Source organism: Pantoea sp. X-Soil-TKNS-1207, assembly GCF_059730485.1.
Genome location: NZ_AP035958.1, coordinates 197,909 through 219,032 on the forward strand (window position 1 = coordinate 197,909; position 21,124 = coordinate 219,032).

19 protein-coding genes are annotated in these 21,124 nt (G+C 57.5%); 12 read left to right on the plus strand and 7 right to left on the minus strand.

The genetic code is table 11. The features are described 5' to 3' along the window. Positions 1–301 precede the first annotated feature (301 nt). From hemY to hemC, 4 genes are read right to left on the minus strand one after another with little or no spacing between them, the layout of a single operon-like run. A complete protein-coding gene (gene hemY, locus AC6I8V_RS00860; protein WP_497844069.1) occupies positions 302–1,498 on the minus strand; it encodes a protoheme IX biogenesis protein HemY in 1,197 nt (398 codons plus the stop codon). A gap of 2 nt (positions 1,499–1,500) precedes the next feature. Next, positions 1,501–2,634 (minus strand): uroporphyrinogen-III C-methyltransferase, encoded by a 1,134-nt coding sequence (gene hemX / locus AC6I8V_RS00865; protein ID WP_497844070.1) that lies wholly within the window; start codon positions 2,632–2,634, stop codon positions 1,501–1,503. A 23-nt stretch (positions 2,635–2,657) separates the two neighbouring features. Further along, positions 2,658–3,398 carry a uroporphyrinogen-III synthase gene (hemD, locus tag AC6I8V_RS00870; RefSeq protein WP_497844071.1) on the minus strand — a complete coding sequence of 247 codons (741 nt, stop codon included), beginning with the start codon at positions 3,396–3,398 and terminating at the stop codon, positions 2,658–2,660. After that, positions 3,395–4,336 (minus strand): hydroxymethylbilane synthase, encoded by a 942-nt coding sequence (gene hemC / locus AC6I8V_RS00875; RefSeq protein WP_497844072.1) that lies wholly within the window; start codon positions 4,334–4,336, stop codon positions 3,395–3,397. The genes hemD and hemC overlap by 4 nt, the downstream gene beginning before the upstream one ends. Positions 4,337–4,649: 313 nt before the next feature. Here hemC and AC6I8V_RS00880 point away from each other — a divergent pair, with 313 nt between their 5' ends. The 9 genes from AC6I8V_RS00880 (at position 4,650) to AC6I8V_RS00920 (ending at position 15,462) form a co-directional block, all read left to right on the plus strand. Further along, positions 4,650–7,208 (plus strand): class I adenylate cyclase, encoded by a 2,559-nt coding sequence (locus AC6I8V_RS00880; protein ID WP_497844073.1) that lies wholly within the window; start codon positions 4,650–4,652, stop codon positions 7,206–7,208. A 121-nt stretch (positions 7,209–7,329) separates the two neighbouring features. Next, a complete protein-coding gene (lptM, locus tag AC6I8V_RS00885; RefSeq protein WP_497844074.1) occupies positions 7,330–7,533 on the plus strand; it encodes an LPS translocon maturation chaperone LptM in 204 nt (67 codons plus the stop codon). 30 nt (positions 7,534–7,563) lie between these two features. Next, the gene (gene dapF, locus AC6I8V_RS00890; RefSeq protein WP_497844075.1) at positions 7,564–8,388 is read left to right on the plus strand and encodes a diaminopimelate epimerase; all 825 of its coding nucleotides are present in this window, start codon (positions 7,564–7,566) and stop codon (positions 8,386–8,388) included. After that, positions 8,385–9,089, plus strand: coding sequence for a DUF484 domain-containing protein (locus tag AC6I8V_RS00895; RefSeq protein ID WP_497844076.1), 705 nt, complete (start codon positions 8,385–8,387; stop codon positions 9,087–9,089). The genes dapF and AC6I8V_RS00895 overlap by 4 nt, the downstream gene beginning before the upstream one ends. After that, on the plus strand, positions 9,086–9,994 hold the full coding sequence (xerC, locus tag AC6I8V_RS00900; protein WP_497844077.1) for a tyrosine recombinase XerC: 909 nt from the start codon (positions 9,086–9,088) through the stop codon (positions 9,992–9,994). Before AC6I8V_RS00895 ends, xerC begins: the two co-directional genes overlap by 4 nt. Further along, positions 9,994–10,710 (plus strand): 5-amino-6-(5-phospho-D-ribitylamino)uracil phosphatase YigB, encoded by a 717-nt coding sequence (gene yigB / locus AC6I8V_RS00905; protein ID WP_497844078.1) that lies wholly within the window; start codon positions 9,994–9,996, stop codon positions 10,708–10,710. Before xerC ends, yigB begins: the two co-directional genes overlap by 1 nt. 53 nt (positions 10,711–10,763) lie before the next feature. Beyond that, positions 10,764–12,926 carry a DNA helicase II gene (gene uvrD / locus AC6I8V_RS00910; RefSeq protein WP_497844079.1) on the plus strand — a complete coding sequence of 721 codons (2,163 nt, stop codon included), beginning with the start codon at positions 10,764–10,766 and terminating at the stop codon, positions 12,924–12,926. 314 nt (positions 12,927–13,240) lie between these two features. Then, positions 13,241–14,194: a magnesium/cobalt transporter CorA gene (gene corA, locus AC6I8V_RS00915; protein ID WP_497844080.1), complete on the plus strand. Its 954-nt coding sequence runs from the start codon at positions 13,241–13,243 to the stop codon at positions 14,192–14,194. A 215-nt stretch (positions 14,195–14,409) separates the two neighbouring features. After that, positions 14,410–15,462, plus strand: coding sequence for an AbrB family transcriptional regulator (locus tag AC6I8V_RS00920; protein WP_497844081.1), 1,053 nt, complete (start codon positions 14,410–14,412; stop codon positions 15,460–15,462). On the opposite strand, the gene rarD is transcribed toward AC6I8V_RS00920, so the two are convergent. Together rarD and AC6I8V_RS00930 are read right to left on the minus strand one after the other, a co-directional pair. Further along, positions 15,433–16,332, minus strand: coding sequence for an EamA family transporter RarD (gene rarD, locus AC6I8V_RS00925; protein ID WP_497844082.1), 900 nt, complete (start codon positions 16,330–16,332; stop codon positions 15,433–15,435). The two genes, AC6I8V_RS00920 and rarD, sit on opposite strands and share 30 nt — an antisense overlap. A gap of 9 nt (positions 16,333–16,341) precedes the next feature. Continuing rightward, positions 16,342–16,812 carry a thioesterase family protein gene (locus AC6I8V_RS00930; RefSeq protein ID WP_497844083.1) on the minus strand — a complete coding sequence of 157 codons (471 nt, stop codon included), beginning with the start codon at positions 16,810–16,812 and terminating at the stop codon, positions 16,342–16,344. A 190-nt stretch (positions 16,813–17,002) separates the two neighbouring features. Between AC6I8V_RS00930 and pldA the strand changes: the two genes are divergently transcribed. From pldA to rhtC, 3 genes are read left to right on the plus strand one after another with little or no spacing between them, the layout of a single operon-like run. Beyond that, positions 17,003–17,881 carry a phospholipase A gene (pldA, locus tag AC6I8V_RS00935; RefSeq protein WP_497844084.1) on the plus strand — a complete coding sequence of 293 codons (879 nt, stop codon included), beginning with the start codon at positions 17,003–17,005 and terminating at the stop codon, positions 17,879–17,881. A gap of 21 nt (positions 17,882–17,902) precedes the next feature. Beyond that, positions 17,903–19,726 carry an ATP-dependent DNA helicase RecQ gene (gene recQ, locus AC6I8V_RS00940; RefSeq protein ID WP_497844085.1) on the plus strand — a complete coding sequence of 608 codons (1,824 nt, stop codon included), beginning with the start codon at positions 17,903–17,905 and terminating at the stop codon, positions 19,724–19,726. Positions 19,727–19,738: 12 nt separating this feature from the next. Continuing rightward, positions 19,739–20,362, plus strand: coding sequence for a threonine export protein RhtC (gene rhtC, locus AC6I8V_RS00945; RefSeq protein WP_497844086.1), 624 nt, complete (start codon positions 19,739–19,741; stop codon positions 20,360–20,362). Between the two features lie 36 nt (positions 20,363–20,398). On the opposite strand, the gene rhtB is transcribed toward rhtC, so the two are convergent. Continuing rightward, positions 20,399–21,022, minus strand: a complete 624-nt coding sequence (rhtB, locus tag AC6I8V_RS00950) for a homoserine/homoserine lactone efflux protein (protein ID WP_497844087.1) — start codon at positions 21,020–21,022, stop codon at positions 20,399–20,401. Positions 21,023–21,124 lie beyond the last annotated feature (102 nt).

Here is a 21,124-nt window from a genome sequence, read left to right on the forward strand (position 1 = left end):
GCACGCCTTATGCAATAATCTCCCTGTAGATGCTCATTCCACCTCTTATGTCTGCTGATGCTGCATAAACCTGGGAATGATGCAGAGCCCCTTACGGTATCCGTTGTCCAGCCTGGCAGTATCGCGCAAGCCTTACCGCAGTTAGAAGGACATTACGTTGAGTCGGATACCATCAGTTGTCTTACCGACCTGATCTTACACCTGCTTATGGCAGGTGTTTTTTTATCTGCCTTCCGCCAGACGACAGGCAAAAAAAAGCCGGGCGAACCCGGCGTGCACAAAAGAACAACCATTAAAAAAATCAGGCGCTGGGATTGGTCTTCAGCGTCAGCAACAGACCTTCACGGCGCATTTTGGCCGCGTCTTCCGGGCGATGCAGACGATCATAAGCATCGGCCAGCCAGGCGTAATCAAAGGCGTCAGGACGCTGTGCCAGCGCCTGCTGGAAGGCTTCTGCCGCCTGCTGCCACTCGCCGTGGCGCATCAGCATCTGGCCCAGGGTGCTGTTCAGCAGAGGCGTCGCGCCATGCTGTTTGATTTGATTGCGCAGTGCTTTTTCCAGCGACTGCGGATCACCACTTTTAATCCGCGGCATCAGCAGCACCAGACGATCGTCATACTGACGCTTCAAACCGTCCAGCACGATGGCTTGCGCGGTATCCGGGTCATCGCACTCAATCAGGTGTTCCGCCATTGCCACCTGCAACGCGGTTTCCTGACGGGTTTTACGGCTCTGATTTTGCCACCAGCGCTTCAGGCCATCACTGCCCTGATCGGCCATTGCCTGGCTCATCAGACCCAGCCACGCCTGCTGCTGCAACGCGGTACGTTGCATGTCGTCGTTAATCTGCACTTTCTGCATCGACGGCAGGATATCCAGCAGCGCGCCCCAGGCACCGGTACGGATATACGCCTGCTCAGCCAGACGCAGCACTTCCGGGTGACGCGGCGCCACTTCCAGCAGACGATCGATGCCATGACGTGCGGCATGATCTTCATTGCGCGCCAGTTGCAGACGTACGCGGGTGATTTCCACCGGGATGGTGTTGTTTTGCGACAGCTCCGCTGCGCGCTCCAGATGCTGATTAGCGCGAATCTCGTCACCACGCTGCTGCGCTGCTTCCGCAGCCAGCAGATAGTTGGCAACCGGCTGGTCAGCGTGATCGGCATCTTTCGACAGCAGCTTCTCTGCCTGTTTGTAATCCCCTTCCGCCAGCTTCATCAGCGCGCTTTGCGTCTGACGCTGCGCACGACGACGCTTACGGCCGGTAAACCAGCCACGGGTTCGCACGCCGGTACGGAACAGGCGACGCAGCACCCACTCGACAAACAGGATCACCAGCAGGCTGAGGATCAGGATGATCACCAGCCCGGTCACGCTGGTTTCAATATTCCAGTTATCGGTCTGAATCAGCACGTAGCCCTGATGCCCGGCGATCATCGGACCGAGCACCACGCCAGCAATCAGCAGCAGAAAAAGTATCAATACCTTCAGCATACTCAGCCTCCCTGCTGGTCAGCCGCAACCGATGGCTGCGCCAACAGGTTACGCACGCGAGTCTGCATCAGCTTTTCCAGCAGCGGCTGGCTTTCCAGCGTGTCCGGCACATCCATCGATACGCTCTGCTGGCTCAGCTCATCCAGCTGTTCAAGGAAGGCTTTGGTGGCGGCATCGTTGGTGTCATACCAGGCGCGAACCCAGCTGGACACCGCATCAATCGACTGTTTATAGATTTCGTCCTGATGACGTGGCACCGCCTGCGCGGCAATCAGCAGACGCGAGCGAATGTTTTCCCGCAGGTAGACATCCTGGTTCGGCGCCAGCAGCGGCTGGGCAGTATTATCGCGGCGGCGGATGGTAATGAAGTCATCCATAAAGTTGTGCCAGCTTTTCACCAGGTTTTGACGCCACTCGTGCAGCGAACTGGACAGCTCGCCAGAGTCGGCATCCATCGGTGAGTCATCGCTGTCGTTATCGGCCAGACGCAGATTATCGACACCGTTAGACAGCTGGTTCAGCTTCAAAATGATGCCGTCGTAATCCACCTGGCTTACGGCGGAGAGGGTGCTGATGTCCTGGGTGAGCGCGCGGCGCACGTTCATCACGCTGGGATCGTTCATCTGAGCGAGGCTGGTATCGGCGCTTTTCAGCAGCGCGGCAGCGGTGGTGACATCCTGGTCGCTCCACAGTTTGCGACCGGCCAGTTTGACCAGATAATCGGCCTGCGCCAGCAGCCAGGTGCGGGTATCGTTACCGGAGATGGTCGCGACTTTTTCACGCAGCGCTTCCAGCGCTTTGGCACTGGCGTCCTGCTGGTTGCGCGCATCCTGCAAGGCGCTGTTGGCGCTCGCCAGTTGCTGCGTCAGCTGTTGTTTATCGCTGCCCAGTTGCTGTTGCAGAGCGCTTAACTGCTCGCTCAGGTTCTGATTAGTCTGAGCCTGTAAATCGGCCTGGTGTTTCCCATTCAGGTAAAGGCCCACGCCAATCGCCAGCGCAATCACAATCGCCACCGCGCTCAGTACCTTACCATCGCTTTTTTTATTGCGAGGGGGTTTCCCGGCTGGCGTTGTGGCGTTGTCTCCCGCTGGGCTGGTTTCTTCAACCATGGCGGAGGAGGCTTTTTGTTCCGTCATTGTGGCTCATCCCAATGTTAAGTTCAGCGAAACGCACGCATCAGCGCATCGTTATCGGCACCATCGGCTACCTCAATATCCTGCCAGCCCAGTTCTGCGGCCAGGGTAGCCAAACGTTCACTGACGACCACTAGCCGACAGTGTAATAGCCATTCCCGTCGATCGATTGGCGGAAACAGCGCAAAGAGTTGTTGTAACATTTCGCCGCTGGTGACCACCAGCGTGGTAATACCGCGATCGCGCCAGCGACGACCCTCAACGGCACCGTCATAGGGTTTTTCGCAGCGCTGGTAGCATTCGCAGTAGCGCACCTCGACACCGCGTTCCGTCAGGGTATCCGCCAGCAATTCGCGCCCGGGACTGCCGCGCAATATCAGGGCGCGTTTGCCGCTTACCCGTTGCAGGCGGTTCAGGCGCACCAGTTCTTCGCTGGTTTCCCGTGCATGAGGATAGTCTACGTCGAGATTGCTGACGGTGTGCAGCGCCAGTGCGGTGCTGCGACCAATGGCGTAATAGTCGAAATGCTGCGGCCAGGCGAACCCCTGACGTTGCAGCGCCGGATGGGCAAAGGTCACCACCTGCTGCGACAGCAGAAACACCAGGTCACCCGGTTCAAGTTCGGCAAGTTGTTGTGGCAGGTGATCAACATCGCGACCCGGCGTGAACTCAATCAGCGGCAGGCTCCACGCCAGTTTCCCCTGGGTTCGCAGACGCGCGACCAGTTCGCTGGCAGCAGGCTCGGGACGGGTCACGAGGATGGTCATGCGGGCGGCTGCCCCTGATAAACTTCACGCAGAATATCGCGCGCGCCGTTTGCCAGCAGTTCTTCCGCCAGAGAGATACCCATCTGCTCGGCCTGATCGCGGGGACCACGGCGCTCGCCGGTAATCATCTGGCTGCCATCTGGCGCGCCGACTAACCCACGCAGCCACAGCTGATCGCCTTCCAGTACGGCAAAGCTGCCAATCGGCACCTGACAGCCACCTTCCAGACGCGTGTTCATCGCGCGCTCGGCACGAACGCACACCGCGGTGTCGCCGTGATTCAGCGCCTGCAACAGGGTGATCAGTTCAGCGTCGTCGAGGCGGCACTCAATGCCCACCGCGCCCTGGCCCACTGCGGGTAAGGAGAACTCCGCCGGTAACGCAAGGCGGATGCGATCCTCCAGACCGAGGCGTTTCAGCCCGGCGGCGGCGAGGATAATGGCGTCATAGTCGCCCGCATCCAGTTTGCCGAGGCGAGTGCCGACGTTGCCGCGCAGCGAGCGAATCACCAGATCGGGACGGCGTGCGCTGAGCTGGCACTGACGACGCAAGCTGGAGGTGCCAACCATCGCGCCCTGCGGCAGCGCATCAATCGAGTCGTAATGATTGGAGACGAAGGCATCGCGCGGATCTTCGCGTTCGCAAATGGTCACCAGACCCAGCCCATCAGGGAAATCGACCGGCACATCTTTCATCGAATGCACGGCGAGGTCGGCGCGGTTTTCCAGCATCGCCAGTTCCAGTTCTTTGACGAAAAGCCCTTTACCGCCCACTTTTGCCAGCGGGGTATCGAGGATGACATCACCTTTGGTGACCATCGGAACCAGCTCGACGCGCAGGCCAGGATGCGCCGCCATCAGGCGTTGCTGGACATATTGTGCCTGCCAGAGCGCGAGGGGACTTTGTCTTGTAGCAATTCTGAAAATTTTGTCTAACATGCTGTTAACCGTTTTGATCGTTCATCGATTATCCTATCATTGATAGGGGAATGCTGTCAGTTTCAACGGATTGAAAAGGCTACGATGTCAGATTTGGCCGCTATCGGTGGGTAATAATCTGACGCCGTAGTCCGAAAAAACCGGGTAAAGTTCGGAACGTGCTAAACTGTTAAGTAGCGCAACTTTCTTTACGGTCAATCTGCCAGGTGATAGATTGATCACGTTTCCAGCAATAATTTGCCCGCCATCTTTACTATTAAGAGGCAAATTTTGGAAACAGGGTGCTTACACTGGGACAATCAGGCGAAACGTCTTGTACCTCTACATTGAGACACTGAAACAGAGACTGGATGCTATCAACCAGCTGCGCGTAGATCGTGCACTGGCTGCCATGGGACCTGCTTTCCAGCACGTCTACAGTCTGCTGCCAACATTACTGCATTATCATCATCCGCTGATGCCGGGTTACCTTGAAGGTAACGTACCCCATGGCATCAGCTTTTACACGCCTGATGAAAACCAACAGCAGCTGCTACATGAACTGGGCGGCAAACAACCGCTCAATCTGAGCACGCGCGCCAAAGGCGAAATGCCGATTACCGGCATCTATTCAATGGGCAGCACCTCGTCGGTCGGGCAAAACAGCGTCTCCGACCTCGACATCTGGGTGTGCCACCAATCCTGGCTGGATAATGAAGAACGCCTCAATCTGCAACGCAAATGCACGTTGTTGCAGAAGTGGTGCGTCTCCATGGGCGTTGAAGTCAGCTTCTTCCTGATCGATGAGAACCGTTTCCGTCATAACGAAAGCGGCAGCCTCGGTGCGGAAGATTGCGGCTCAACCCAACATATTTTGCTGCTGGATGAGTTTTACCGCACTGCCGTACGTATGGCGGGTAAACGCATCCTGTGGAACATGGTGCCCGGTGAGGAAGAACACCATTATGACGATTATGTCATGTCGCTTTATGCGCAGGGTGTCCTGACGCCAAACGAATGGCTCGATCTCGGCGGTCTCGGTACGCTGTCGGCGGAAGAGTACTTCGGCGCCAGCCTGTGGCAGCTGTATAAAAGCATCGACTCACCGTACAAAGCGGTGCTGAAAACTCTGCTGCTGGAAGCCTACAGCTGGGAGTACCCCAATACGCAGCTGCTGGCGATGGATATCAAACAACGCCTGCACGATGGCGAGATTGTCTGTTTCGGTCTCGATCCTTACTGCATGATGCTGGAACGCGTCACGCGTTATCTCACCAGCATCGACGATCTGGCGCGCCTCGATCTGGTACGTCGCTGCTTCTACCTCAAAGTGTGTGAAAAGCTCTCCAGCGAGGAAAACTCCCATCGCACAGGCTGGCGACGCGAGATTCTGTCGCAGCTGGTGAAAGAGTGGGGCTGGGACGACGAGAAGCTGGCGGTGCTGGATAACCGCGCGCAGTGGAAGATTGAACGCGTGCGTGAAGCGCACAATGAATTACTGGATGCGATGATGCAGAGTTATCGCAACCTGATCCGCTTTGCGCGTCGTAACAACCTCAGCGTCAGCGCCAGCCCGCAGGATATCGGGGTACTGACCCGCAAACTCTACGCCGCGTTTGAAGCGCTGCCAGGCAAAGTGACGCTGGTGAACCCGCAGATTTCTCCTGACCTGTCGGAAGAGAATCTCACCTTTATTCACGTACCGGCGGGCCGCGCCAATCGCGCCGGCTGGTATCTGTATAACCAGTCGCCGGACATGAGTTCCATCATCAGCCATCAGCCGCTGGAATATAACCGCTACCTGAACAAGCTGGTGGCGTGGGCGTGGTTCAATGGTTTGATGACCAGCAAAACGCGCCTGCATATTAAAGGTAATGAATTCTGCGATCTGCCGCGTTTGCAGGAGCTGGTGAATGATGTGTCGCATCATTTCCCACTGCGCCTGCCCGCGCCAACGCCGAAAGCGCTGTATAGCCCGTGCGAAATCCGCCATCTGGCGATTATCGTCAACCTCGAACACGATCCCACCTCGGCATTCCGCAATCAGGTGGTGCATTTTGATTTCCGCAAACTGGATGTGTTCAGTTTTGGTCAGCAGCAGCAATGCCTGATAGGCAGCATCGACCTGCTGTACCGCAACTCGTGGAACGAGGTGCGTACGCTGCACTTCAGCGGCGAGCAGGCGATGATTGAAGCGCTGAAAACCATTCTCGGTAAGATGCATCAGGATGCCGCGCCGCCAGATACCGTCGAGGTGTTCTGCTATAGCCAGCATCTGCGCGGTCTGATCCGTACCCGCGTGCAGCAGCTGGTATCCGAATGTATTGAACTGCGCCTCTCCAGCACACGCCAGGAGCCGGGCCGCTTCAAAGCGTTGCGTATGGCTGGACAAACCTGGGGCCTGTTCTTCGAGCGCATGAGCGTATCGGTGCAGAAACTGGAAAACGCGGTCGAGTTTTATGGCGCGATCTCCAACAACAAGCTGCATGGCTTGTCGATCAAAGTGGAAACCAACCAGACGCCGTTGCCGCCGGTAGTGAACGGCTACGCCAGCGAAGGCATCATTCAGTTCTTCTTTGAAGACACCACTAACGATCGCGGCTTCAACATTTATATCCTCGACGAAAGCAATCGCGTTGAGGTGTATCACCATTGCGAAGGCAGCAAAGAAGAACTGGTGCGCGATGTCAGCCGTTTCTACTCGTCATCGCATGACCGTTTCACCTACGGCTCCAGCTTTATCAACTTCAACCTGCCGCAGTTCTATCAGATTGTGAATACCGGCGATCGCTTCCAGGTGATTCCGTTCCGCAGCCAGACGCTCACCCAGCTTTGCGCCACCCAGCCCGACAACGACAACGGCGACTTCCAGCCACGCTATCAAATGCACTGATCCTGCCCGCGCCAGCGCGGCAGGTGTCAGACCGGTAACGCGATTACGGGTATTTCCTGTTGCTTTTACAACGTCAACTGCGATGATAAGCATCCAGGTAAGGACAGAAAGAGCAGACAGAATGAGACAATTGATAAGTCAGCTGGGTATGGTGCTGGCACTGGTCAGCTTGTCAGGCTGTGGCCTGAAAGGACCGCTGTATTTCCCGCCTCCGGAACAGCCGAAAAAGAACAACACTCAGGTGACAGAGCAGCAGAAAAAAGCAGCTACTGATACGGATGTGAGTGGTTTGGTGACCAGCAAACCGAGCGTGCAGGGGAACTAATCTCCTATGAGTAATCCGGCGGAGCAGAAAATGCAGTTCTCAAAAATGCACGGTCTCGGCAACGATTTCATGGTTGTTGACGCCGTAACGCAAAACGTCTTTTTTTCGCCGGAGCTGATTCGCCGCCTGGCGGATCGCCATCTGGGGATCGGTTTCGATCAGATGCTGATCGTCGAACCGCCTTACGATCCGGATCTTGATTTCCACTATCGAATTTTCAACGCCGACGGCAGTGAAGTGGCGCAGTGCGGCAATGGCGCGCGCTGCTTCGCACGTTTCGTGCGTCTGAAAGGATTGACCAACAAAAGCGATATTCGCGTCAGCACGCAAACCGGACGCATGGTACTGAGCGTCACCAATGACGAGCTGGTGCGCGTCAACATGGGCGAGCCGAACTTTGAGCCGCAGCATGTGCCGTTCCGCGCCAACAAAGCCGAAAACCTCTACCTGCTGCGCGTAGCCGAGCAGACCGTGATGTTCGGTGCGGTCTCGATGGGCAATCCGCACTGCGTTATTCAGGTCGAAAACGTCAAAACCGCTGCGGTCGAGACGCTTGGACCCATCCTCGAAAGCCATGAGCGTTTCCCGGAACGGGTCAACGTCGGCTTTATGGAAGTGGTCAATCCGGAACACATTCGCCTGCGCGTCTATGAACGCGGCGCAGGTGAAACCCAGGCGTGCGGCAGTGGCGCTTGTGCCGCCGTTGCCTGCGGCATTCAGCAGGGCATTTTGTCGGAGAAAGTCCGCGTCGATTTGCCCGGCGGAACGCTGCATATCGCCTGGAAAGGGGCCGGTCAGCCGCTGTTTATGACCGGGCCAGCCACACACGTCTACGATGGGTTTATTCATCTATGAAAAATGTCGAGGAGCAGACCGACAGCGCGGTGCTGCTGGACGATCAGGCGGTCAGCGCATACCTGCGTCAGAACCCCGATTTCTTTATTCGCAATGCGCGCCAGGTCGAACAGATGATGGTGCCGCATCCGGTGCGCGGCAGCGTGTCGCTGGTGGAGTGGCATATGGCGCGTCAGCGCAACCATATCCAGCAGCTGGAAGAGGAGATCACCCTGTTGATGGAGCAGGCCACGGCCAACCATCAGCTGTTTGATCGCCTGCTGTCGTTGCAGGGCTATCTGGCTACCGCCGACAGCTTGCAGGAGATGCTGACGCGTCTGCACCGCTGGGCGCGCGAGCTGGGCCTGGCCGGGGCCAATGTGCGGTTGTTCAGCGACAAATGGCACATCGGCGCGCCATCCGACTTTACCCAGCTTGGTCTGTCGCGTCAGGCGTTCGAGCCGCTGCGTATTCAGCGCTTTGGCGATGAGCACCACTATCTCGGCAGCCTGAATGGCCCGGAACTGCTGCTGTTGCTGCCGCAGGCGAAAGCCATCGGTTCGGTGGCGATGTCGCTGATGGGCGATCATGGCGAACTGGGCGTGCTGATCTTCAGCAGCCGTGACAACCAGCATTATCAGGCGGGCATGGGCACCTTGCTGTTGCAGCATCTGGCGCTGATGCTGCCGGAGCTGCTGTCGCGTTGGGTTGAACGTGCATGAGCAGCGACAGCCCGCTGCTCGCTGCCGTTGAGGGCTTCCTGCGGTACCTGAAAGTCGAGCGTCAGCTCAGCCCGTTGACGCAGAAAAACTATGCGCGTCAGCTACAGGCGATTATCGCGCTGGCCGATGCGATGAGCATCAACGCCTGGAGTCAGCTGGAACCGGCGCAGGTGCGCAATATCGCCGCCCGCAGCCGCCGTGGTGGATTAGGGGCCAGCAGCCTGGCGCTGCGGCTCTCCGCGTTACGCAGTTTTCTCGACTGGCAGGTCAGCCAGGGCATGTTAAGCGCCAATCCCGCCAAAGGTATCTCCACCCCGCGCAATGGTCGCCATCTGCCGAAAAATATGGATGTTGATGAGGTTAACCAGCTACTGGAAATCGACCTCAACGATCCGCTGGCGGTACGCGATCGCGCGATGCTGGAAACCATGTACGGCGGCGGCCTGCGCCTGTCGGAGCTGGTGAATATGGATTGCCGCCATCTCGATCTGGAAGCCGGTGAAGTCTGGGTGTTGGGTAAAGGCAGCAAAGAGCGCCGGGTGCCGATTGGCGGTACCGCCGTGACCTGGCTACAGCACTGGCTGCCGCTACGCGCCAGCTTTGCCCCCCAGGATGACGCGGTGTTCGTTTCCAGTCGCGGCAGCCGTATTTCGGCGCGTAACGTGCAAAAACGCTTCGCCGAATGGGGCATCAAACAGGGCGTTGCCAGCCACATCCACCCGCATAAATTGCGCCACTCCTTTGCGACTCACTTGCTGGAATCGAGCGGCGATCTGCGCGCGGTGCAGGAATTGCTCGGCCACGCCAATCTCTCGACCACGCAAATCTACACCCATCTTGATTTCCAGCATCTGGCATCGGTGTATGATTCGGCACATCCGCGTGCCAAACGAGGAAAGTCTTAATGAAGTTTTATCGCCCGCTGGGCCAGATCAAAGCGATCACCTTTGATCTCGACGACACCTTATATGACAACCATCCGGTAATCCGCAAAACCACCGCCGAGTCCCATGCTGCGTTGCAGGCGTACCATCCGGCGCTGTGTGACTTCTCCGTGGCCGATTATCAGGCGCTGCGTGATGAATTACTGGCGCGCGAGCCGGAGATTTATCACGACGTGTCCGAGTGGCGACGTCGCTCGGTGGAGCTGGCGCTGATCAACGTCGGTTTATCCGCCGCCGCGGCCACGGCTGGAGCCAGCGAAGTGATGGGCGTGTTCCATCACTGGCGCAGTGAGGTGGCGATGCCGGAAGAGACGCACCAGACGTTGCAGGCGCTGGGCGAACGCGTGCCGCTGGTGGCGATCACCAACGGCAATGCCGATCCGGAAAAGCTCGGCATCGCCCACTATTTCCAGTTCGCGCTGCGCGCCGGCCCGCATGGTCGCGCCAAGCCGTGGCAGGATATGTATCACCTGGCGTCAGAGCGTTTAGGCATCGCGCCGCAACATATCCTGCATGTGGGTGACGATCTCACCACCGATGTCGCCGGATCGCTGCGCGCCGGAATGCAGGCATGCTGGATCAACCTGCGCGACGGTGATCTGATGAAGATTGATGATGCGCGGCTGCTGCCGCACGTTGAAATTTCGCAGTTGGCATCACTCACCTCGCTGCTATAATGGCTGTAAATTCATCCAGTATCTGGATGTTCTCTCTTTGCTAAACGGTGCTTATGGACGTTTCTGATCTGCTTAACGGCTTGAATGACAAACAGCGCGAGGCGGTCGCCGCACCGCGCAGCAACCTGCTGGTGCTGGCCGGAGCAGGCAGTGGCAAAACCCGTGTGCTGGTGCATCGCATTGCCTGGCTGCTGTCGGTGGAGAACTGCTCGCCGTATTCCATTATGGCGGTCACCTTTACCAACAAAGCGGCGGCGGAGATGCGCCATCGTATCGATCAACTGATCGGCACCAGCCAGGGCGGCATGTGGATTGGTACTTTCCACGGCCTGGCGCACCGTTTATTGCGCGCGCATCATCTCGATGCGGGCCTGCCGCAGGATTTCCAGATCCTCGACAGCGAAGATCAGCTGCGTCTGCTGAAGCGTCTGATCAAAGCGATGAACCTTGATGAGAAACAATGGCCGGCACGTCAGGGCATGTGGTACATCAACGGCAAAAAAGATGAAGGTCTGCGTCCTAAGCATATCGAAAGCTACGGCAATCCCGTGGAGCAAACCTGGCTGCGGATTTATCAGGCTTATCAGGAAGCCTGCGATCGCGCCGGGCTGGTGGATTTCGCCGAACTGCTGCTGCGCGCGCATGAGCTGTGGCTCAACAAGCCGCAGATCCTGAACCACTATCGCGAGCGTTTCAGCAACGTGCTGGTGGACGAATTCCAGGATACCAACAACATCCAGTACGCGTGGATCCGGATGCTGGCGGGCGACACCGGTCGGGTGATTATCGTCGGCGATGATGACCAGTCGATCTACGGCTGGCGCGGCGCGCAGGTGGAGAACATCCAGCGTTTTTTGCAGGATTTCCCCGGCGCGGAAACCATCCGTCTGGAGCAGAACTACCGCTCCACCAGCAATATCCTGAAAGCGGCTAACGCCCTGATTGCTAACAACAACGGCCGACTCGGTAAAGAGTTATGGACCGATGGCAGCGACGGTGAGCCGATTTCACTCTACTGCGCCTTTAACGAGCTGGACGAAGCGCGCTTCGTGGTCAATCGCATCAAAGCCTGGCATGAGAACGGCAATGCGCTGGCGGATTGCGCGATCCTCTATCGCAGCAACGCCCAGTCGCGCGTGCTGGAAGAGGCGTTGTTGCAGGGCAGTATGCCGTACCGTATCTACGGCGGTATGCGCTTCTTCGAACGTCAGGAAATCAAAGATGCGCTGGCGTATCTGCGTCTGATGGCTAACCGTAATGACGACGCCGCCTTTGAGCGCGTGGTTAACACGCCGGTGCGCGGCGTCGGCGATCGTACCCTCGACGTGGTACGCCAGACGGCGCGCGAACAGCAACTGACCCTGTGGCAGGCGACGCGTGAGCTGCTGCAAAACAAGGTGCTGGCAGGCCGCGCCGCCTCCGCCCTGCAACGTTTCTGCGAACTGGTGGACTCGCTGGCGAGCGAAACCGCCGAACTGCCGCTGCACGTACAAACCGACCGGGTAATCAAAGATTCCGGGCTGTGGCTGATGTACGAGCAGGAAAAGGGCGAGAAAGGCCAGGCGCGTATCGAAAACCTTGAAGAACTGGTGACGGCAACGCGTCAGTTCAGCTATCAGGACGAAGACGAAGATTTGATGCCGTTGCAGGCGTTTCTGTCTCATGCGGCGCTGGAAGCGGGCGAAGGCCAGGCTGACAAATGGCAGGACGCGGTGCAGCTGATGACGCTGCACTCGGCAAAAGGGCTGGAGTTCAGCCAGGTGTTTATCGTCGGTATGGAAGAGGGCATGTTCCCCAGCCAGATGTCACTCGACGAAGGGGGGCGGCTCGAAGAGGAGCGTCGTCTGGCCTATGTCGGGGTGACGCGTGCGATGGAAAAACTGACGCTGACCTACGCGGAGACGCGTCGGCTTTATGGTAAGGAAGTGTATCACCGGCCGTCGCGTTTTATCGGCGAGCTGCCGGAAGATTGCGTGGAAGAGGTGCGTTTGCGCGCCAGCGTCAGTCGTCCGGTCAGCCATCAGCGTATGGGCACGCCGGTGACGAAAAGCGATAGCGGCTTCGCTCTCGGCCAGCGTGTGCGCCATGCCAAATTTGGTGAAGGCACCATTATCAACCTCGAAGGTAGCGGCGAACACAGCCGTTTGCAGGTAGCGTTTCAGGGCCAGGGCATCAAATGGCTGGTCGCTGCGTATGCCCGCCTGGAAACGGTGTAGCGCGGTTGCGCTACCTTGACGACTTTTTCGTCTCAGCGTAACATGCGCGCACTATTATCATGAGAGGACAACGCCTTGGACGCGCCCAGTCGATGCTGGCTCAACCACCTGGTTCACAGGAATAACATCTAAGGCTACCTCTTTGCTGGTAGCCTTATCGGTTATCAGCGACCTCCCTTTATATCCCGTCGCATGAGTCAGCACTGATTTACCCTTGAAGCGAAAGTTTCCGTGTTCAGGCTTTGCCGTGCCCGTTTTTCTAACGAAACGGTTCACAGCCCTGTCCCATTTAGTCTGCAATGGGGAGTATTGCTATGCTGAGCGCATTTAAACTGGATCGCAGCCGCCTGACGCGCCTCGAACTGGAAGACCATAACGACAAGCTCAACACCTCGGTGTGGGTCGATCTGGTAGAACCGGATGAAGCCGAGCGCGATCGTGTCCAGAGCGAGCTGGGCCAGAGCCTGGCGACCCGTCCTGAACTGGAAGATATCGAAGCCTCGGCGCGTTTCTTCGAAGATGAAGACGGTTTGCACATCCACTCATTCTTCTTCTATGAAGATGCCGAAGACCATGCCGGTAACTCGACGGTGGCGTTTACCATCCGCGAAGATCGCCTGTACACGCTGCGCGAACGAGAGCTGCCCGCGTTTCGCCTGTACCGTATGCGTGCGCGCAACCAGACGCTGATCGACGGCAACGCGTTTGAGTTGTTGCTGGACCTGTTTGAAACCAAAATCGAACAGCTGGCGGATGAGATTGAAAACATCTATAGCGCGCTGGAAAAACTCAGCCGCGTGATCATGGAAGGCCAGCAGGGCGAAGAGTACGACGAAGCGCTGTCTCGCCTGGCGGAACTGGAAGATATCGGCTGGAAAGTTCGTCTGTGTCTGATGGATACCCAGCGCGCGCTGAACTTCCTGGTGCGCAAAGCCCGTTTGCCGGGCAATCAGCTGGAGCAGGCGCGTGAGATCCTGCGCGATATCGAATCGCTGCTGCCGCACAACGAATCGCTGTTCCAGAAGGTTAACTTCCTGATGCAGGCGGCGATGGGCTTTATCAACATCGAACAGAACCGCATCATCAAGATCTTCTCGGTGGTGTCCGTGGTGTTCCTGCCGCCGACGCTGGTGGCTTCCAGCTACGGGATGAACTTCGAGTTTATGCCAGAACTGAAATGGAGCTTTGGCTACCCGGCAGCGATTGGTCTGATGATCCTCGCGGGTCTTGCTCCTTACCTCTACTTCAAGCGTAAAAACTGGCTGTAATATTTTCCGTAACCACTGCCCTGGGCATCAATTGTTGTGGTGCGAATGTATTCGCACCCGACGAAACGCTCAGGGTCGGCATTTATGCCAGCCAGCAGTGTGCAAGCATTATGTAACAATTGCCGGGCCGTCTACACGGCCTGTGAAACTGGCACTGCGTCACATTTCTGCGTAATCTGTTCCCTCATTTTTATTAACATTTACTCTTCCACCTTATGGCGCGTTTCTCTTTGCGACAGCAGTGGACCATCCTGCTGATTGCTTCACTTGTTCTGGGAATTATCTTCCAGCTGTTTCACCTGCCTGCGGCGCTGCTACTGGGTCCGATGATTGTCGGAACGGTCATGGGGCTGTCTGGCGCATCGGTGCGTATCGATAAACGTTTCTTTGTGCTGGCGCAGGCGGTATTGGGCTGCATGATCGGACAAACGCTGTCACCGGCAATTCTGCCGCCGCTATTGCAGGACTGGCCGGTCGTACTGGCGGTGTTGGCACTGACGCTGGCGGCCAGCGGGCTATCCGGTTTTCTGCTGGTGCGCTTCAGTAATCTGCCCGGACCGACCGGCGCCTGGGGATCGTCGCCGGGCGGTGCATCAGCAATGGTGGCGATGGCGGGGGATTTTGGCGCCGACGTACGGCTGGTGGCGTTTATGCAGTATTTGCGCGTGCTGTTTGTGGCGACGGCCGCGGCGGTGGTGGCGCGTATCGGACTCGGCACCAACGGCGGCGCTGCCGAGCTGGTGTGGTTTCCCGCCCTGCAAAGCAGCTTTGCCCTGACGCTGGTGGTGATGGTGGCGGGCGCCTGGCTCGGACAGAAACTCCGCATTCCGTCTGGCGCGCTGTTGCTGCCCGCGCTGATTGGCGCGACCCTACAGGGCACCAACGTTGCCACTTTACAAGTGCCGGAATGGTTGCTGGCGGTGGCATATGCGCTGATTGGCTGGAGCGTCGGCCTGCGTTTTACCCGGCCGATTTTTATGCTGGCGCTGCGCACGCTGCCGCAAATGGTGGTTTCGATTATCGGGCTGATGCTGTTGTGTGGCGGGCTGGCATGGATGCTGACGCGCGTGCTGCACGTCGACCTGATGACCGCTTATCTGGCAACCAGCCCCGGCGGGCTGGATACGGTAGCGATTATTGCGGCGGGCAGCCGGGTCGATATTGCCTTTGTGATGGCGTTGCAGACCTTACGTCTGTTCACCATCATTCTTACCGGCCCGGCGCTGGCGCGCTTTATTTCACGCTACGCGCACGCGCGTGCGGGCTGAAGCGGCCACCGCATCCAGAATAAAGATGATCAGCGCCAGCCAGATAAAGCCAAAGGTGACCATTTTGTCTGGCGTCACGGTCTCGCCATAAAACAGCACCGCCAGCAGGAACATCAGCGTCGGACCGAGGTACTGGAAGAAACCCACGGTCGATAAACGCAACCGGGTACAGGCGGCGGCAAACAGCATCAGGGGAATGGTGGTGACGATGCCGGCGGCGACCAGTTCCAGGTTGAGGCTCATCGGATTGGCGCTGAGATGGCTGGTGGCGCTGTCGGCAAAACCAAACAGGTAAATCGCCGCCAGCGGAAACAGCCACAGCGTCTCAATCAACATGCCGCTCTGCGCATCAACCTGAATCTTCTTACGCATCAGGCCATAGAAGGCAAAACTCACCGCCAGTCCCAGCGCGATTATCGGCAACGAACCAAACTCCCACAGCTGTACCAGCACGCCGGTAGTGGCCAGCAGCACCGCCAGCCATTGCAGACGGCGGAAGCGCTCGCGCATAAACAGCATACCCAGCACCACGTTAATCAACGGGTTGATAAAGTAACCCAGACTGGCCTCCAGCATATGCTGATTATTCACCGCCCAGATATACAGCAGCCAGTTACCGGCGACGGTGACGGCTGAGATCGCCAGCAGCAGCACCTTTTTCGGCTGGCGCAGCACGCTGTGTACCTGGCGCCAGCTGCGGGTCAGGGTGATCAGCAGCAGCATAAATAGCGCGGACCAAATCACACGGTGAGTCATGATTTCGGTGGCGGGCACCTGCTTTACCAGCTTGAAGTAGGCAGGCGCGATGCCCCAGATAAAGTAGGCGCCGAGTGCATAGCCAATACCCTGGCGTGTCTGCTGCGTATCCATCGTCGTTTCCTAACCAATCAGATAAGTTGCGGTTGCCGTGGCGATATAATCGCCCTGCTGGTTATGCAGCTCAACGCGCGCCACCGCCACTTTATTCCCGGCACGCAGCAGGCTGCTGGTGGCCACGAAACGCTCGCCGCGTCCCGGACGCAGATAATCGACGCGCATATCGATGGTACCCATGCGCGACAGCCGCTGACGCAGCTCCTCTTCGCTGATGTTCTCCTGGCGTGTCAGCGAGTGGCTGACGCAAACCAGTCCGGCGGCGACGTCCAGCACCGACGCAATCACGCCGCCGTGCAAAATACTCTGCGCCGCATTCCCGACCAGCATGGTTTTATTGGCAAAGCCCAGCTCGGCATAATCCGGCTCCAGTCGATCCAGTTCCAGCCCAAGCGCCTGATTGAACGGCATATGATAAACAAAAATTTCGCCAATCAGACGGCGTGCTTCCTGCGGGGTCAGCATTGGTGATGACATGGTGATGGCCTTAAAACGCACCCACGCGGGGCGATAGATGTTAAAGAGTTGTGTATATTATGCCGCGTTGGCGCCGCTTTCCAGTTTCAGAAATCGTCGCTAATCAAGCGCTAAGTTTGTGTGTAGAATGACCTGCTTTTTTAAACCGTTCCCAAACGATTTTGACACGCAGCGCTCACTGGAGAATTTTATGCGTAAGCATCGCGCCTTGGTGGCAGCGGCTCTGTTACTTCCTGCACTGGCGCAGGCGGATGAAGCCACGATTAAAGAGGTTCACGATGCCCCGGCAGTAAAGGGCAGTATTATTGCCAATCTGCTGGAGAAACACGATAACCCGTTCGTGCTTTATCCCTACGAAAATAACTATCTGCTTTACACCTATACCAGCGACATGAATAAAGAGGCGATTTCCTCTTACAACTGGGCAGACAAAGCGAAAAAGGATGAAGTAAAATTCCAGCTCAGTCTGGCCTTTCCGCTGTGGCGCGGTATTCTGGGCGACAACTCGGTGCTGGCGGCGTCTTATACCCAGCGATCCTGGTGGCAGCTATCGAACCGTGGCGCTTCCTCACCGTTCCGTGAAACCAACTACGAGCCGCAGATTTTCGTCGGCTGGGCCACGGATTATACCCTCGGTGGCTGGACGTTGCGTGATGTGGAGACCGGTCTGAACCATGAGTCGAACGGGCGTAGCGATCCGACGTCGCGCAGCTGGAACCGCGTGTATGCGCGTCTGATGGCGGAGAACGGCAATTTCCTCGCCGAGATCAAACCCTGGTATCGTCTGCCGGAAAATGCCAACAACGACGACAACCCGGACATCACCAAATACATGGGCTATTACCGCGCGAAGCTGGGCTACATGCTCGGCGAAAGCATTTTCAGCGTGGAAGGCAATTACAACTGGAACAGTGGCTACGGCGGTGCAACCTTCGCCTGGAGCTATCCGATTAACGAACACGTACGTTTTTACACGCAGCTGTTTAGCGGTTACGGTGAATCACTCATCGACTACAACCACCGCCAGACGCGTGTCGGCGTCGGCGTGACGCTCAACGATCTGTTCTGATACGCAAAAAACAGGATTACCGTGGCAACATCGGCAGTGCTCAATCAGGAAACGCTGGCGCATCAGGTATTGCAGGATACCTTTGGCTACCAGCAATTTCGTCCCGGCCAGCAAACCATAATCGAAACGGCGCTGGCAGGGCGCGATTGCCTGGTGGTTATGCCAACCGGCGGTGGCAAATCGCTGTGTTATCAAATCCCGGCACTGGTGCGGGAAGGGTTAACGTTGGTGGTGTCGCCGCTGATCTCACTGATGAAGGATCAGGTCGATCAGCTGCTGGCGAACGGCGTAGCGGCGGCCTGTCTCAACTCGACGCAGACGCGTGAAGAACAGCAGCAGGTGTTGGCCGATTGTCGTACCGGCCGTCTGAAGCTGCTGTACATCGCGCCTGAACGCCTGATGATGGATAACTTCCTCGACAGCCTGCACCACTGGAATCCGGTGATGCTGGCGGTGGATGAAGCGCACTGCATCTCGCAATGGGGTCACGATTTCCGCCCGGAATACGGCCTGCTTGGTCAGCTGCGTCAGCGCTTCCCGGATCTGCCGGTGATGGCGCTGACCGCCACCGCCGACGAAACCACGCGTAATGACATCGCGCATCTGTTGCAGATGCACGATCCGCTGATTCAGATCAGCAGCTTCGACCGTCCCAACATCCGTTATACGCTGGTGGAGAAGTTTAAGCCGACCGAACAGCTGCTGCGCTACGTGCAGGATCAGCGCGGTAAAAGCGGCATTATCTACTGCAACAGCCGCGCCAAAGTGGAAGACACCGCCGCGCGTCTGCAAAGCCGTGGTCTGAGCGTCGGGGCTTATCATGCGGGCATCGACAGCGCGCAGCGTGCGCGGGTGCAGGAAGCCTTTCAGCGCGACGATCTGCAAATCGTGGTGGCGACCGTGGCGTTCGGCATGGGGATCAACAAACCCAACGTGCGCTTCGTGGTGCACTTTGATATCCCGCGCAATATCGAATCCTACTATCAGGAAACCGGCCGCGCCGGGCGTGATGGCCTGCCTGCGGAAGCGATGATGCTCTACGACCCGGCCGATATGGCGTGGCTGCGTAAATGTCTCGAAGAGAAAGCGCCAGGGCCATTGCAGGATATCGAACGTCATAAACTCAACGCGATGGGCGCGTTTGCCGAAGCGCAGACCTGCCGCCGTCTGGTGCTGCTCAACTATTTTGGCGAAGGTCGCCAGCAGCAGTGCGATAACTGCGACATCTGCCTCGACCCGCCGCGTCGCTACGATGGCTTAGTGGAGGCGCAAAAAGCGCTGTCCGGCATTTATCGTACCGGGCAACGCTTTGGTATGGGCTATATTGTTGAAGTTTTGCGCGGTGCCAGTAACCAGCGTATTCGCGACAATGGTCACGATAAACTGCCGGTGTACGGCATTGGTCGTGACCAGAGCACCGAACATTGGGTCAGCGTGCTGCGTCAGCTGATCCATCTCGGTATGGTGACGCAAAACATCGCGATGCATTCCGCGTTACAACTCACCGAAGCGGCGCGCCCGGTCTTACGTGCTGAGGTGCCGCTGATGCTGGCGGTGCCGCGTATCGTTACGGTGAAAACACGCAGTAGCTCGCCGAAAGTGTATGGCGGCAATTACGATCGCAAGCTGTTCGCCAAGCTGCGTAAGTTGCGTAAGGCGATTGCCGATGAAGAGAACATTCCGCCATACGTGGTGTTTAACGATGCGACGTTGATTGAAATGGCGGAACAAATGCCGGTGAGCGCGTCAGAAATGCTAAGCGTAAACGGTGTCGGTCATCGCAAGCTGGAGCGCTTTGGTAAGCCGTTCCTGGTGATGATCAAAGAACATCTTGATGAAGAGTAAAGGAACCAAACCATGTTGATTTTATTCGCCACTGTCGCGCTGGTGCATCTGGTGGCGCTGATGAGCCCAGGCCCCGATTTCTTTTTTGTCTCGCAGACGGCAGCCAGCCGCTCGCGCAAAGAAGCGATGATGGGGGTGCTCGGTATCACGCTGGGTATCGTGATTTGGGCGGGTGTGGCGCTGATGGGCCTGCATCTGATCCTGCAAAAAATGGCGTGGCTGCATCAAATCATTATGGTCGGCGGTGGTCTGTATCTGCTGTGGATGGGCTGGCAGCTGATGCGCTCGGCGCGCCAGCGTCATAAGCAACCGCAGAGCGATGCGCCGGTGGTGGCGCTGCCGAAGAAGGGCCGAAGTTTCCTGAAAGGCTTCCTTACCAACCTCTCCAACCCGAAAGCGATCATCTACTTTGGTAGCGTGTTCTCACTGTTTGTGGGTAACGATGTCGGTGCGATTGAGCGCTGGGGATTGTTCCTGCTGATCGTCGGCGAGACCTTTGTCTGGTTCTCCGTGGTGGCCGCGATTTTTGCTCTGCCGTGGATTCGCGATAAGTATCAGCGTCTGGCGAAGTGGGTGGATGGGATGGCGGGTGTGTTGTTTGCCGGGTTTGGCATCCATCTGATTATTTCCCGTTAATCATCAAGGTCGCCATTAATGGCGACCTTACGAGGTTCAGGCGATTCTGCGTGCGCTGGCTAACAGCGCGCCGACGGCCATAAACAATCCGCCGAAGGTGCGGTTCATCGCCTTCATCTGCTTTGGCCCCTTAATCCAGCCCGCGATACGGGTAGCCAGCGTGGCGTAACCAATCATCACGATAATATCGACCACCACGGTGGTGACGCCGAGCACCAGATATTGCATCAGCTGCGGCTGGTGCGGCTGAATAAACTGCGGGAACAGCGCGGCGAGAAACACGATGCTTTTCGGGTTGGTGAGATTCACCAGCACCGCGCGCTTAAACAGGCGGCGACGTGGCATCGCTTTGGCAACAGCATTGAGATCGAGCGCGCCACCGGAGCGCCATTGCTGGATGCCGAGCCACACCAGATACGCCGCACCGGCCCACTTCAGGATTTCGAACGCCAGCAGCGACTGGGAAAACAGCGCGCCGAGGCCTACGCCAACCAGCACGATATGAATGGATAAACCAATCTGCAGGCCGGAGATCGACGCCACTGCACCGCGATAGCCGTGGCTGATGCCGGTACTCATGGTGTTAATTGCGCCGGAACCGGGTGAAAGGCTGAGGATGGTTGTGGTGAGCAGATAGGTTAACCACCATTCTATGGTCATGTGTGACATTCCCTGAAGTAAGCGAAGTGTGACACAATACGCCAGAAAATCGCGGCACGCTACGGAGCTGACGTGTGGCATTGACGTTTTTTTCAGGGGGGC

Coding starts and splice junctions, on each gene's coding strand:
- uvrD (WP_497844079.1), top strand. CDS start 10,764: ATGGACGTTTCTGATCTGCTTAACGGCTTGAATGACAAACAGCGCGAG.
- dapF (WP_497844075.1), top strand. CDS start 7,564: ATGCAGTTCTCAAAAATGCACGGTCTCGGCAACGATTTCATGGTTGTT.
- xerC (WP_497844077.1), top strand. CDS start 9,086: ATGAGCAGCGACAGCCCGCTGCTCGCTGCCGTTGAGGGCTTCCTGCGG.
- hemY (WP_497844069.1), bottom strand. CDS start 1,498: ATGCTGAAGGTATTGATACTTTTTCTGCTGCTGATTGCTGGCGTGGTG.
- AC6I8V_RS00895 (WP_497844076.1), top strand. CDS start 8,385: ATGAAAAATGTCGAGGAGCAGACCGACAGCGCGGTGCTGCTGGACGAT.
- AC6I8V_RS00930 (WP_497844083.1), bottom strand. CDS start 16,812: ATGTCATCACCAATGCTGACCCCGCAGGAAGCACGCCGTCTGATTGGC.
- AC6I8V_RS00920 (WP_497844081.1), top strand. CDS start 14,410: ATGGCGCGTTTCTCTTTGCGACAGCAGTGGACCATCCTGCTGATTGCT.
- rarD (WP_497844082.1), bottom strand. CDS start 16,332: ATGGATACGCAGCAGACACGCCAGGGTATTGGCTATGCACTCGGCGCC.
- hemC (WP_497844072.1), bottom strand. CDS start 4,336: ATGTTAGACAAAATTTTCAGAATTGCTACAAGACAAAGTCCCCTCGCG.
- lptM (WP_497844074.1), top strand. CDS start 7,330: ATGAGACAATTGATAAGTCAGCTGGGTATGGTGCTGGCACTGGTCAGC.
- hemD (WP_497844071.1), bottom strand. CDS start 3,398: ATGACCATCCTCGTGACCCGTCCCGAGCCTGCTGCCAGCGAACTGGTC.
- corA (WP_497844080.1), top strand. CDS start 13,241: ATGCTGAGCGCATTTAAACTGGATCGCAGCCGCCTGACGCGCCTCGAA.
- hemX (WP_497844070.1), bottom strand. CDS start 2,634: ATGACGGAACAAAAAGCCTCCTCCGCCATGGTTGAAGAAACCAGCCCA.
- rhtC (WP_497844086.1), top strand. CDS start 19,739: ATGTTGATTTTATTCGCCACTGTCGCGCTGGTGCATCTGGTGGCGCTG.
- yigB (WP_497844078.1), top strand. CDS start 9,994: ATGAAGTTTTATCGCCCGCTGGGCCAGATCAAAGCGATCACCTTTGAT.
- rhtB (WP_497844087.1), bottom strand. CDS start 21,022: ATGACCATAGAATGGTGGTTAACCTATCTGCTCACCACAACCATCCTC.
- pldA (WP_497844084.1), top strand. CDS start 17,003: ATGCGTAAGCATCGCGCCTTGGTGGCAGCGGCTCTGTTACTTCCTGCA.